Here is a 13,823-nt window from a genome sequence, read left to right on the forward strand (position 1 = left end):
CCTGCTTATTTTAAATAACAGATGGCAGTGTAAAAATATTATTATTTCAATCCACTGACATTTACCTGTTGCAGAATAAACCGATCGGTCTTATCTTTGTTAAGTAATTACAAAAGCAATGAATATAAACGTTGCTGTTTTTTTACTTAAAAAAAGACCAATTGGTCTATTACAAATAAAACACTCCCCTTGAGGATCAAAAAAACAACCTTAACAACAACATTAAAATCTAAATAAAATGGACATTACAAACAACACCATCCTGATCACTGGCGGAAGCGCAGGCATCGGATTTGAAATCGCCAAAGCATTTACCGCAGCTGGCAATCAGGTGATCATCACAGGCAGAGATCAGCAAAGACTGGACGACGCTTTAGTTCAGCTTCCGGGAGCCATCGGATTTAAAGGAGACATCAGCAATGAGCAGGATACTGCAGCTTTGGTCGCTTCATTAATCAAAGATTACCCAACACTAAACCTGGTAGTCAACAATGCGGGACAGGCCTACAAATATGACATCGCAAATAGTGAAAATGCTTTTGATAAAGCCCAGGATGAGATGCTGACCAATTACCTCGCCGTGGTTCGCCTGAACGAAAAACTATTGCCATTACTGAAATCACAAGCCACTGCGGCCATTGTAAACGTGACCTCGATTGTGGCCCTTGTTCCTGGTCAGCTGACCACTTATTCCGCCTCAAAAGCAGCCTTACATTCCTATAGCGAGAGCTTAAGAATTGCCCTGGAAAGAAGCAGCGGTCAGGTTAAAGTTTTTGAGCTGATGCCACCATTAGTAAACACCAGCTTTAGCGCCATCATCAACGGCCATAACGGAATTCCTGCTGCTGAAGTGGCGGCAGACCTGATAGATGCGCTTCAAAACGACAAATACGAGATTCATGTAGGCAATACCAAACACGTCTATGACCTGTCCCTAAAATCAAGAGAAGAAGCGTTAACCCTCATGAATCCCGTAGAATAATTGCTGTTTTTTATAATACTTCATCGATCATTCCAAACGCTTTAGCCTCTGAGGCGGTCATCCAGTAATCCCGGCTGGCTGCCTCATAGATGTGCTCATAATCCTGTCCGCTGTGGTTGGCAATCACCATATATAGCTCTTTTTGAATTTTAAGCACCTCCCTGATGCTGATGTCCATATCTGCTGCCGTTCCCTGTGTACCACCGGAGGCCTGATGGATCATCACCCTCGAATGTTTCAAAGCAGAACGTTTTCCTGCCGCACCAGCGCATAACAATACCGAAGCCATAGAAAGGGCCACCCCGGTACAGATCGTCGCTACATCAGGCGAAATCAACTGCATCGTATCGTAAATCCCCAGTCCGGCATACACTGCACCACCAGGAGAATTTACATACAGCTGAATGTCTTTCTCCGCATCTAAAGATTGCAGGAAAAGTAACTGCGCCTGGATCACATTCGCATTCCGGTCATCAACGGCTTCACCTAAAAAAATAATCCGGTCCATCATCAGCCTGGAGAATACATCCATCTGTGCCACATTCAATTGCCGTTCTTCTACAATGTAGGGAGTCATTGCCATGGGTTGGGCAACAGCCGATGTCCTGGAAACATAACTTTCCACATAGTTACTGCTGATCCGGTGGTGTTTCACTGCATAGCGCAGAAATTCATTCTTGTTCATATTCATTATTTAAAGGGTTAAATTTTGGACATGGCGATGCCCTATCCCCATTCAGAGATTTGATATCAGGCCAATAAAAATTTGGGGTTATTTACGGAAGAATCGCAGGATCTTATGCCGGAACAACTGATGTTCCGGAGCAGTAAACAAGGTTTCATGGACCTTTACGATTTCCGATCTCAGCTGCTGCCGCCCGTATTGCTGAATCAGACTATAAGTACGTTTCTGCCAGTAAACGCTATTTTTCAGATCAGGTTGTAAAATCAGCCTGGCTTCAAATAAGACCTGATCTGCAGGCTCAGCAGCAGCACTCAGGTAATCCTCAATTAAACGCAGCTCATTCCAGGATGTCTTCATACTTCAGGGATTTTTCTTTTACCGTTTCTTTAACTTTTTCCAGGCATTTAAACTTCTGAACGGTGGCCGACCGTGGGCTGGAAAAGCCAAAGCGCTCTGCCATCTCTTTCATGTCCATCCGCTCATAATAAAATGCGCTGAGCAGCTCCATACATTTTTGTCCGGCGGTATGCAACAGCCTCAGCAACCTGGATGAAGAGATTTCTTCATATCCGGAATCGCTCAGGTTCAGCGTTTCATCAAAGGCAGCCCCAAACTGGTCCAGAGGAACCTGATTGCTGCTTTCCTGATAGCGCTTATTCCAAAGGTATCTGGCGATACCAAAAAGGTATGATTTTTCACTGTACTTCAGGACGACATTCCCATGCTGTATTTTTTCATAATAGATCACGAGCGCATCCTGGAACAAGTCTTTAGCCTCCTCAAAAGAGCCGCCCATCCTGCTGATGTACCTCGCCACCAGAGGAAAAGCATCCTGATACAGCGATATCAGGCGCTGCTCCCGAGCTGCATTTTGTTTTTCTATAATAGGTGTTGTCGTCATAGCGATGAAGCTTTTTATAGTATGTGCCTCTTTTTAACCAAATATCACCTGAATCCGAAGATTATTTTTCCGCTACCTGCTCCTAGCCATGAATGGCTTCCTTATTTCCAAAACTCTGAATCAGCTCTCCTTCAAATTCCAGCCACTCTTTCCATCTTTTATCTACATCAACATCAATCGTGTATTTACGCGCAAAATTTAAGAAAGTGGTATAATGTCCTGCTTCTGAAACCATCAGGTCATGGTAGAATTTAGCCAGTTCAGGATCTTTGATGTTTTGCGACAATACCCTGAAACGTTCACAGCTCCTGGCTTCAATCATGGCGGCAAATAAAAGACGGTCGATAAAAGAATTGTTCCTGCTTCCATCCTTACGGCTAAACTTTACCAGGCGGCCTACATAATCGTCTTTTCGTTCCCTGCCCAGGGTGTACCCTCTTTTATTGATGATTTCAATTACCATTTGGAAATGCTGCATCTCTTCAATGGCAATGGCAGTCAATTCTTCCACCAGGTCCATATGCTCAGAATTATTGGTAATCAGCGTAATGGCATTGGTGGCCGCCTTTTGTTCGCACCAGGCATGGTCCGTTAAGATTTCTTCCAAATTCGATTCCGCAATATTCGCCCAACGGGGGTCTGTCAATAATTTTAGTCCTAACATCCTGGTATAAATAAATTCTTCTTTCCAAAATTAGGAATAATCGTAGTCTTTGCATTAAAAACATCTATTTTGCATCAATTTTAGAGAAATGAATGAAAACCGCATATTGATCATTGGGCTGGTCTGGCCGGAGCCAGGCTCATCGGCTGCCGGCACAAGAATGATTCAGCTGGTTCATTTGTTTCTTTCCAGGGGATATGAAGTTGTTTTTGCTTCTGCGGCTTCCAAATCTGAATTCAGCTTTAATTTACAGGAAATCGGGGTATCGGAACGTGGGATTACCCTGAATGATACCAGTTTCAACCTGTTTCTGCAGGAAATCAAGCCGGGGATGGTACTCTTCGACCGCTTCGTTATGGAAGAGCAATATGGATGGAGAGTGCAGGAAGAATGCCCGGATGCCATGCGCATACTGGACACGGAAGACCTTCACTGCCTGCGGAATGCCCGGCAGCAAGCCTTAAAAAACAACCGGCAGTTGGATGAAACAGATCTGTTTAGCGATATGGCCAAACGGGAAATTGCAGCCATATTGAGGTGTGATTTATCATTGATCATCTCTGAAGTAGAAATGAAAATTCTACAGGAACAATTTCAGGTCGATCCTGCATTAATTTACTATTTACCTTTTTTAGAAGAAGAACTCAGTGAGGAAGACATCCGGAACTGGAATACCTTTGAAGAACGGGAAGGGTTTGTCTTTATCGGGAATTTTTTACACGAACCCAACTGGCATACCGTGCAGACTTTAAAGACAAAAATATGGCCGCTGCTCAGAAAGAAAATACCTGCAGCGAGCCTTCACATCTATGGTGCTTATGCCACACAGAAGGTGATGCAACTGCACAATGAGAAAGAGCGGTTTCACATTCATGGACGGGCAAAGCATGCAAGGGAATGCATTTCGAATCATAGGATATTACTGGCACCTATCCAGTTTGGTGCGGGTCTGAAAGGGAAGTTCATCGATGCCATGCAGGTAGGAACACCTGCAGTAACTACGACTATTGGGGCCGAAGCCATGACCGGGGGCATGGATTGGAATGGAGAAATAGCAGATGATTTAACAGCATTTGCGGATCAGGCCGCCGCTTTATATCAAGACAAAAACCGATGGCTGCTGGCACAGCAAAATGGGGCCTTAATCATTAATAAACGTTATGGAAAGTCAGTTCTTATCGATTCATTTATCAAGGTTATAAAAACATTGTCCGCGGATTTAACCGGACATCGCAGAAGGAATTTCTTTGGACAGATCTTGCAGTACCATACTGCAAACAGCACCAAATACATGTCATTGTGGATTGCAGAAAAAAAAAGGCCCTAGTTTTCACAAAGGGCCTTTACGCACTAATTTTTTATAATCCTCAAGTAAAGCAATATATTTTTCCATCCAGTAATAAACGGAATCAGGCGGACTGAACCGATGGTCAGCACCTAAAATCATCAAATCATCTTTAGGCATAAACTGCTTGAATTCATCTTCAAAATCATTCGAAAAATCGTAATCTATTACTTTCCCTATCTCACAAATTACGTCAGTATGCAGTTTTTTTTGCCTGAACCAATTGTACAGGGTCCTCCTGTTTATATGTAAACGCCTCGATAATTCACTAATGTTCACATTCTTCCGCCGAACAGCGAGTTCAACGATTTCACCAGCATTGAGTTCCATAGTCTTGTAATTATTACATCATAAAACAAACTTTTTGGTTAAACAATTGGGATGTGTTTAAACGAAAAAAGGGCTGAAGCATTTCCGGAGGGTTCGAGCGCAGATATAGTTCTAGTTGGAGCGGCAATAACAGTTCAACATCAATCGTATCAAAATATTGGATCTTTACGTATAAATTTGTCGAATCTTACAATCAAATATATTTTAAAAAAAAGTATTGTATGAACCTACTGATGCTCAAAAAGCTATTATTCATGTTCAAATCCTCAATAAGTAGTTACAAAAAGGATCATCCCCCCTACTTCCCCCACATCATCGTACCAGGGATTCACTGTGCTTTTTAATAAAGTCCCGTCAATATAAAAATCGTAATCTCCAGCCAGTGTATCTATTTCTCCTTTTAAGACCCTTCGTTTCAAAAGGTCAAGATCTGTCCCTTTTCCTGGAAAAAGGTCAAAGAAATTTTTACCAATCAAATCCACATCAGATAAGCTACAGACACTCAACAATTGTTTTGAGACCAATAAATAATTCATATTCTTGTCTAACATCGCCACCGGCAAAGGAAATTGAGAAATCAGGATATGGTTCCTTTCGGTCAGATCATCATCCCCTCTTTCATTGCTGCTTTCTTCCTGTTTATTTCGCAAATACCGGTTGTAACACAAGGTATAGTTTGCGGGGTTCGAGAAGCCGAGCATAAATGCCATTTCTTTCTTACTGCAACCTGTCTTGCGAATATGTTCTTCGGCAAATTCCATTTGTAACCTTCTGAAATAAAGGTATGGACTCGTCTGAAACATACTTTTAAAATCACGCATCAGTTTAGAGATAGAAATATGATGCAATGCCGCCAGATTTTCTACAGCAGGAAATCCTAAAAGGATCACCGTACCAAGATATTCAGCGATTTGAATACTTTTATTATTACTCCCCATTTTGTTCAGATGTTATTTTGGTCAGCACACGGTTTGACAGGAACGGCTGTTGATCAGCTACTGCTCATGAATAAAAAACGCATCGCTTAGAATCCAACATCAAAATCATAAAATGCAATTACTGAAAACAGGTATTTATCCTGAATACAAGAATATTTACCGCTAAGGCTGCGACCTGAGATTTCCCCCACAGATAGCCGCAGCCTGATTCCAAAAGCCCCCAGACCTTCAGAATACTGATTAAAAAACGCCCCCATTTTTTATCTTTATTTATATTATTTTCTTACTCTATTTCAAATTAAAGATGTTTTCCCCAAAACATCCAGAAATAATCGAATCTTAAGATAACAAAAAAATTACAAACCCATCAAATTTCTGGTTCCACCCGAACATTTAGCAATGTATTTTCTGTACTAGCTTTTAACACATCTGCAGGCTTATAATCCGTATTACTGCTCACATACTCAGGAATAATTTCCTGCATCTTCCAAACCGTCTGCTGGTTATCATTTAGCTGGCTTAGCGCCAGCAACTCGTTGATTTTTCTCGTTATATATTCATAAGGATAATCGATCACCGCAGATATCTTTATTTTCTCATGATAAGTGGGGATCACCTTCTCTGTTTTATTCAACAGCTCCTCATACAACTTCTCTCCTGGCCTCAGCCCCACAAAACAAATTTTTATATCGGTATACGGCAAAAATCCAGCTAACTTTATCATATTTATCGCAAGATTCAAAATTTTAACTGGTTCACCCATGTCAAAAATATAGATCTCCCCACCATTGCCCATAACGGAAGCTTCCAAAACCAATTGCACTGCTTCGGGAATAGTCATAAAGTACCGGGTTACCTCCGGATCTGTGACCGTTACCGGTCCGCCCATTTCAATTTGAGCCCTAAATCGGGGAACAACTGACCCATTTGACCCCAACACATTCCCAAACCGGGTCGTGATAAACTTCGTTTTTGGCAAGGGCTCTACCTGGTGGTTTTGGAGCGACTGGATATACATCTCTGCAATTCTTTTCGAAGCCCCCATCACATTTGTTGGCTTCACCGCTTTATCGGTAGAAATCATAATGAACTTTTCAGCATGATACTCAACTGCAAGATCCGCAAGGTTTTTTGTTCCCAAAACATTGGTCAAAATCGCCTCCGAAGGATTGTGTTCCATCATAGGCACATGCTTGAGTGCCGCAGCATGAAAAATGATTTCCGGCCGGCAGGTCTCAAACATATTTTTCAGCCGGCCATAATTCTGAATATTGATGATCATAAATTTACAGGAGTTGCCCGGAAAATGATCTTCAATTTCCAGCTGCATTTCGTGAAGCGGGCTCTCCGCCTGATCGCATAAGATCAGCTGTTCGGGATGACATTTCAGGATCTGCCTGATAATTTCCGATCCGATGGAACCGGCAGCCCCGGTAACGAGCACTCTTTTACCACAAAGCCCCGTCAACACATTTGCCCCGTCCATATGAATGGGCTCGCGTTGCAGCAAATCCTCAATCTTCAAATCAGGAAGCTGACTGAGCTTTAATTTCCCTTTTAACCAATGGTTGGAGGCGGGAACAGAAATCACCCTGATGCCGCATTCCATACATTTTTCTATCGCCACTTTCCGCCCCTCTATATCACTGCAATCCTCCATCACAATCATTTTCTCTACCCCGTACTTTTTCTTCAGTTCAGGAATTCTCCAGGAGCCATAAACCTGTTTTTGTTCCAGATGTTTGTGGATCCGGTCTGCATGGTCATCCACAAAGCCCAGCACTTTAAAATTCTTTTCTGAAGCAGCGTCAAGCCCCTGTTTAATGAGCAGAGAAGAACGGTCTACCCCATAAATCAACAAAACTTCTTTATCGGCAATCTGGAGGTCTTTGAGGTAATGAAAAAGCTGCTTCACACTGATTCTAAGCGCAATCAGGACCGATGCAGAAATGAAGAAGTTAATGATCAGCGTCGAAAGGAACCGCTGACTGTCGAAATCAAAATATGGCTTCAAAAGCACATAACTGGCCAGTATAAATAAACCACTGGTTAACAGCACTGCCTTAAATACACGGAAAATATCTTCCACACTGGAATACCTGATGATCCCGGTATGGATTCTCATCATGACAAATACCAGCACAGAAATGAGGTGATATAAGCACAGATAGCGCAGTTCATAATGATCAAATAAATCCCTATAATTTCCCTTTTCCAAAATAATCAGGGACAGCACAAAGGAAACACTTACGATCACCTGGTCAATTAATAAAATAATCCACCTGGAGTATACTTTTTCGCAAAATAGAATCTTTTTCATGGGAATAGATTTAGTGTTGAACAGGCCTATACCTTATTTGCCTGCAAACGGTATAGCGGAAAAAAATCAACTTCGGTTTGAGGCTCAATTTCCTGCCGAAGTATCAACGCATTATAGGCCTCCTGATCGGCTACAAAACGCCAGGTCTGGTAGTTAAAGGTCAGACTGGAAAAATTAGCCTTCCACAAAAACAAGGAATCTTCTTTGAAGCCCAGTCCGCCGCCTAAATTATAATATTTCGCACCCAGCTTCCGCCCAAGAACCGTAATCTCCTCTGTCAACAGTTTTGCCGGAGAATCGGCAAGCCAGGCAGCTCTGGTGCCTAATAAATGGGCCTGCATGATTCCATTGGTAAGGACAATAACGGCACCGCATACGGGATAATCGTCTTTATCGTAGACAAACATCAGCCGGGCATCAAATTCATCGGTATGGAGCAATGCCTTAAAATAGGCCTCATCAAAATAATAGGTTTCTGAAGCATCCACCCGAAGCATGTTTAAGGTATAGATCGAGACGAAATTCCGGATATCCTCATCGGTATTGGCTTCCTTTACATAATAGCCTTTCTCCCTGAGTTTCCTGATCTTCCTAAGTACCCCTCCATGATAGTTCAACTGCTGCGTTTCCAGAGAAAGGCCGAGGTCAAACACCACCACTTTTCCATTGTCGACCAGCCCCCCAAAAGACCCGACTAGTCCCGACTGGTCAAAAAAAGGATTTAACCTGGAAAAGACGGTCACCACCTGTTCTGCTTTTAGAAAATCCAAAAAAGAACGTTTAAATCCTTCGATAAATTCAGCTGTTAAAGTCTTAAAATCCCGGTTTGAAACCGGACCACTATACCCATAAACAGAACTCATATCATGGTATGATGAATCCGGTATATTTCTTTTTATCAATGGGATGGCGATAAAATCAGGTCCATTTTCATAGACAAACATGACTGCCTTCCCTGCACTGTTGTCCAATGAATGATAAGTCCAGGAATGGTAGAAATCATACTTCAAAGCCCGCTTAATCAGATTCCTCCACTTCGCTTCCTCCTTCAGGTTAATGGTGTAGGAAATCGCTTCCCCCAGGGTTTTATCTTCATTCCGGTACAATTCCATCCTGATAAACGAATCTTCACCGCTGGTTTCTCTAAAACCCATTTTCTTGTAAATCGCAATTGCACCCGAGTTTTCCGGGTTTACATCCAGCAGGATCTTGTCCAGATGAAGGGTATTAAAGCCATAGTCAAGGATCATTGCTGTGGCCTGACTTCCGATGCCCATGCCCCAACATTCTCTTTCCGCAATAAAAAGATGAAATTCGGCCGCACCATCTGCGATATTGATCAGCTGAACATTTCCAATATACCTTTTCGTTGTGCTCAGACAAATCGCAAACCTTTTCTGGTCTTCCCTTAGCAGGACATCCCTTAACCATTTCGTCTCTATCTCCGCAGTAATCGGAGCAGCTGGCCTAAAGGGCGTAAATTTCCATACTTCCGGATTGTTCCGCCATTGGAACGATGTCATAGCATCAGCTATAACCAGAGGCCTTAAAAAGATAGATGCTTTCATAATACAGTTTTTAATACGTTTAGTATCCGCTTCATATCTGCGTGAGTATAACGATGGTCTATGGGCAAAGCAATCAGATGGCTTGTCAGGTAGTGCTCATACATCATTTTTGTAGTCCATTCCAGGACGTTTGGCCAATAAGTAGCGACATAGATGTGTTTATCCAGTAATTTTTTTTTGAGGCTCAGGGAGGAAGTCAGCAGTGGATACACCATTGGTCCGTTAATCAGGGAGGCATCAAAAGTATAATCATTGTGGGCCTCCAGAAAATCATGGAGGTACATAAAATTGGAATTCCGCCGGTATCTGCAAACCTTGTAATCTATGCCGGACAAAATTTTCTGCGACAATGAGGACATCCTTTTTATCGGGTTGTTCGACAACACGACATTGTTATTGATAAAATCTTCATATCCCATTTCTATTCCCAGGTCTATGCTCCTGATCAGGTGAGAAAACCTTTCAAAAGAAACATCCTTTTCCATCTTCAACCGCAGCGGGCTATTGGTTTGAAGGTAGGCCCCATCGGGAACGCCGAAAAACTTTCTGCAGGAATAAAAAGTATCCGGGCCTTCCAGTGGCGGAGAGAAAAAGGCCTGAGAATTGTCAATGATCAGGTTCTGAAACTGTGCAGTCAGCCTGGTTACCGTTTCCTGTTTCAAACCGAAATAGTTCGTATACAGTAAACATTCCTCAGGGCCAACCTCAAAATCCAGTACCGGGTCCATGTGTTCATCAATGGTATAATACTGAAAGGGAATCCCCAGCCTTTTCAGCGGCTCCAGGATCACCTCACAGGTATAATAAGGGACATGTACCAATCGGTACCGCCTTACCTTTAAGATATATTCAAAGGCATTTCTGCCGGTATTTAATTTTAACAGGGAAGGATAAAATTCTTCTCCTTTGGACAGTTGTAGCTCCAGATATCCTCCAAGTGATCTCATTTTATGCGATTTGATTTGTGAATTACTCCTGGCCTCTTTGGTACATTCTTTTCTCAACGGGTTGATAATACTCCTCGAAGTCGGCAGGAACCCTTGAATTATAACCGATCACCTGTCGCAGGTCCTCACTCAGCCCTGCCCCGAAATCATAACCTAAAAACCTGGGGTAATCCATTTGCTGCTTCATAAAAGGTTTGGTAAAAGCCATGGTCAGCGCCCTCCTCGGCTCATCTGTATTGTTTTTACCGGCAGCATGCCATAAATTGGAATCGAATAAAACGATGCTGCCTTTTTTCCCCAGTGCCCGGTCTGCATGTTCATAAAACGAGGAAGCTTCCGGTTTTTTGTCAGACAGATGCGAGCCGGAAAGGAAATAGGTTGCCCCGTTTTCAAGGGTAAAATCGTCCAGCAGCACCATCATTTGAAACATCAGTCTATAAGTACCTGTAAATGTCCGGATGTCCCTGTGGATATTCTGAACATAAGTCTGACTGTTTCTCAAATTGATGACCGCTCCCAGGGAATTGAGAATGTACTGTCCGCCAAGGAAGTGCCGGATTTGTTTGTCCCCAAACTTCTGTTCCAGAAATTTCAGAGAAAACAGGTCTTTTTCTACCAGATGATGGAGCGTTCCATCGGTACTTTCCCCAATCCCGTTATTTACCTGTATTTTTCTTCTGAATTCGTAGGCAGGCTGAAGTGATTGCTTAATGTCCTCTACAAACTGAGGATCTAAAGCATTTTCATAAATAATCCAGCCATACTTTCCGATGACCTCATCAAATAAGACAAGATCAGTAGTGGAATAATCCAATGTATTTTGCATGATTAGTTTGTTTTAAAGTTCAGGTTATTGTCTGTAGGCGGGGAAAAAAGTAGATTCCGGATTGATCTCTTCTCCCCGTTGACGTACGAGTTCCTGATAAACCTCCTCGTCATTGATATAGCACCAGATCCGGTCTGCGATCTGTAAATCGGAAAAATGGCGTTTGAACTGAAATAAGGAATCTTCTTTTCCCCCTACACCTCCGCCAAGGTGAAAAATTTTCTTTCCTAACCTCCGGCCAATCATACTGATTTCATCGGTGAGTAATTTGCTTGGAGATACATTAAGGTACTTTTCAGCCGTTGCAGAAAGGTGGTTTCGGACTACATGTTCAGAGATCAGTAATAATGCGCCACAAATCAGCTCTGGTCCATCGTAAATCAGGATCAACCGGTTATTGAATTCCTCGGGGTTCAGCAGGCCTGTAAAATAGGCCTCGTCAAAATAATAACTCTTACCGGCATTTAACCGGTCCATATTTTTATGGTATATTGCTGTAAACAAACGGATCTCCTCCGGGCTCCGGGCATCTTTGATCGTGTAATTCTGCTCCCGAAGTTTCTTTACCTGACGCTTTAAACGCTTGTCATACCTTGCGTGCTGTTCTTCAACAGTTAAGGACAGGTCCATATAAATCGTACTGCCGTTGGAGGAAAGTCCGCCAATATTTTCGAGCAGATACTGCTGTGGCAAAAAAGGATACAACCGGGTAAATACAGAGACACAACATTCGGCTTTCAGGAACCGGCAGAATTCATCTTTAAAAGAATGTAATGAACCCTCCGTAATCGCGCTGAAATCAGCATCCGACACCGGGCCGGCGTAACCATACACCGAGGTCAGGTCATAAAAAGACGAATTGGCTATCCTCCTTTTAATCATTGGAAAGGCAATAAAAAAGTCTGCTTCCTGATACACAAAAAGAAGGGGTTCTCCTTCACTGTTCAGCGAATGATAATACCAGGTATGGTAAACTTCATAATTGCAGGAACGTTTTACATAGCCATCCCATTCCGGCTTTTCCCGGATAATAAAACTTTGGTATTGCATGGATTTTTAGCAGTTAGTATTGGCCCTCAAGCACACGGATCATCATTTCATTCACCTTATTGACGTCGAACTTCTCGACGGCATATTTCCTTCCATTGATTCCAAACCGGGTAACATCATCGGTATGCCGGATGTAATACTCCATTTTTGAGGCCAGTTGCGGCGCATCTTTCACCGGAACCAGGAACCCGTTTGCTTTCCTGAGCAAGGGGTTAATCGTTTCCCTGCATCCTACAGAGTTGCAGGTAATCAATGCCCGGCCCATTGCCATCCCCTCCAAAAGACATCTTGGGACCCCTTCCCCATAATAGGAAGGCAGGACCACAACGGAGGACTCCCGGATATAAGGACGTACATCTTCCAGCAGGCCCAAATATTGAACCGTACCACCAGACTTTATTTTTGCATATAAATCATCACTAATGGCATCAATATTATCATCGTAAGCCCCGATCAGCTTAAAATCAACCTCCGGAAATTTAGCTTTGATTATTTTTGCAGCCTCATAAAACTCATTGATTCCCTTCGCATTAATGAGACGGGAAATCATTAAAAAACTGAGGTGCTGTACATCTGGCAAGGAATATTCATAGCTGGATAAGTCCACTCCTGAACCATTGACCACCGTAATTTTATTCTTATTGCTCAGGATATGCTCACGGATCAGGAGGGCGTAATCGTCCTGATTCTGGAAGATGATGTGCAGCCTTTTGGTCGCCATCAGACTTAACTTAAGGAGTATTCTGGTTATTTTCTGTACCCATGTTTTGGGGCCGATGTGCATAAAATTATAGCCAAGGCCAGTCAGCATTGGGGTAATCAGCTTCACGCGGCAATACCTGGCGACAAAGCAACCATAGATCACGGGCTTAAAGGTATAAGGAAAGAAGACATCCGGCTTCACCATCCGGATCACTTTGCGCAATGCAAAAAGATATTTCAGGTCTGAGCCTATAGAAACGTTACTGGGATTGAGTTCATTCTCATATACTTTCACCCCCATTTCCTGTAGCCTGCGACTGATGCTTTGCTGTTCTATCGGCGGACTGAACACCATCACTTCATGTTTTTCTACCAATGCTTCCATCAATTTCCCTCTGAAATCCAGCAGTGACCTCGGGGAGTCGCAGGAGATGAGTATTTTCTTCCTTTCCGTTACCATCTTTATATAATTTTAGGGGATAAAATTTTTACCGAATCAGCAGGAAACAAGGGGGATATATTTAAGGGGGCGGCCCGACAAATAACTTGTCAGACCTGCCCCCTC

14 protein-coding genes are annotated in these 13,823 nt (G+C 42.8%); 2 read left to right on the plus strand and 12 right to left on the minus strand.

The genetic code is table 11. The features are described from left to right. The first annotated feature begins 238 nt into the window (after nt 1-238). The gene (locus BLQ87_RS09100) at nt 239-982 is read left to right on the plus strand and encodes an SDR family oxidoreductase (RefSeq protein WP_074605851.1); all 744 of its coding nucleotides are present in this window, start codon (nt 239-241) and stop codon (nt 980-982) included. A gap of 10 nt (nt 983-992) precedes the next feature. On the opposite strand, the gene BLQ87_RS09105 is transcribed toward BLQ87_RS09100, so the two are convergent. The 4 genes from BLQ87_RS09105 to miaE form a co-directional block, all read right to left on the minus strand. Continuing rightward, a complete protein-coding gene (locus tag BLQ87_RS09105) occupies nt 993-1,673 on the minus strand; it encodes an ATP-dependent Clp protease proteolytic subunit (RefSeq protein WP_074605852.1) in 681 nt (226 codons plus the stop codon). Between the two features lie 81 nt (nt 1,674-1,754). Continuing rightward, nucleotides 1,755-2,024, minus strand: coding sequence for a hypothetical protein (locus BLQ87_RS09110; RefSeq protein ID WP_074605853.1), 270 nt, complete (start codon nt 2,022-2,024; stop codon nt 1,755-1,757). After that, entirely contained in the window at nt 2,005-2,568 is a 564-nt protein-coding gene (locus BLQ87_RS09115) for an RNA polymerase sigma factor (protein WP_074605854.1), read from the minus strand. The genes BLQ87_RS09110 and BLQ87_RS09115 overlap by 20 nt, the downstream gene beginning before the upstream one ends. A gap of 82 nt (nt 2,569-2,650) precedes the next feature. Next, nucleotides 2,651-3,232, minus strand: a complete 582-nt coding sequence (miaE, locus tag BLQ87_RS09120; RefSeq protein ID WP_074605855.1) for a MiaE family protein — start codon at nt 3,230-3,232, stop codon at nt 2,651-2,653. Between the two features lie 88 nt (nt 3,233-3,320). Between miaE and BLQ87_RS09125 the strand changes: the two genes are divergently transcribed. After that, on the plus strand, nt 3,321-4,559 hold the full coding sequence (locus BLQ87_RS09125) for a glycosyltransferase family 4 protein (protein WP_074605856.1): 1,239 nt from the start codon (nt 3,321-3,323) through the stop codon (nt 4,557-4,559). 3 nt (nt 4,560-4,562) lie between these two features. Here the strand turns inward: BLQ87_RS09125 and BLQ87_RS09130 are convergent, their stop codons facing one another. The 8 genes from BLQ87_RS09130 to BLQ87_RS09170 all read right to left on the minus strand — a co-directional run bounded on the left by BLQ87_RS09130 (nt 4,563) and on the right by BLQ87_RS09170 (nt 13,718). Beyond that, nucleotides 4,563-4,907, minus strand: coding sequence for a helix-turn-helix domain-containing protein (locus tag BLQ87_RS09130; RefSeq protein ID WP_074605857.1), 345 nt, complete (start codon nt 4,905-4,907; stop codon nt 4,563-4,565). Nucleotides 4,908-5,173: 266 nt separating this feature from the next. Then, on the minus strand, nt 5,174-5,845 hold the full coding sequence (locus tag BLQ87_RS09135) for a helix-turn-helix domain-containing protein (protein WP_074605858.1): 672 nt from the start codon (nt 5,843-5,845) through the stop codon (nt 5,174-5,176). Nucleotides 5,846-6,212: 367 nt separating this feature from the next. Beyond that, on the minus strand, nt 6,213-8,165 hold the full coding sequence (locus BLQ87_RS09140; protein ID WP_074605859.1) for a polysaccharide biosynthesis protein: 1,953 nt from the start codon (nt 8,163-8,165) through the stop codon (nt 6,213-6,215). A 26-nt stretch (nt 8,166-8,191) separates the two neighbouring features. Continuing rightward, a complete protein-coding gene (locus tag BLQ87_RS09145) occupies nt 8,192-9,733 on the minus strand; it encodes a GNAT family N-acetyltransferase (RefSeq protein ID WP_083361772.1) in 1,542 nt (513 codons plus the stop codon). Next, a complete protein-coding gene (locus BLQ87_RS09155; protein WP_074606895.1) occupies nt 9,730-10,680 on the minus strand; it encodes a hypothetical protein in 951 nt (316 codons plus the stop codon). Before BLQ87_RS09155 ends, BLQ87_RS09145 begins: the two co-directional genes overlap by 4 nt. A gap of 22 nt (nt 10,681-10,702) precedes the next feature. Beyond that, on the minus strand, nt 10,703-11,506 hold the full coding sequence (locus BLQ87_RS09160) for a phytanoyl-CoA dioxygenase family protein (RefSeq protein ID WP_074605860.1): 804 nt from the start codon (nt 11,504-11,506) through the stop codon (nt 10,703-10,705). Nucleotides 11,507-11,530: 24 nt separating this feature from the next. Beyond that, entirely contained in the window at nt 11,531-12,556 is a 1,026-nt protein-coding gene (locus BLQ87_RS09165) for a GNAT family N-acetyltransferase (RefSeq protein WP_074605861.1), read from the minus strand. Between the two features lie 13 nt (nt 12,557-12,569). Beyond that, a complete protein-coding gene (locus tag BLQ87_RS09170) occupies nt 12,570-13,718 on the minus strand; it encodes a glycosyltransferase family 4 protein (protein ID WP_074605862.1) in 1,149 nt (382 codons plus the stop codon). Between the last annotated feature and the right edge of the window lie 105 nt (nt 13,719-13,823).

This window comes from Pedobacter steynii (genome assembly GCF_900103665.1).
GTDB classification, from domain to species: domain Bacteria; phylum Bacteroidota; class Bacteroidia; order Sphingobacteriales; family Sphingobacteriaceae; genus Pedobacter; species Pedobacter steynii.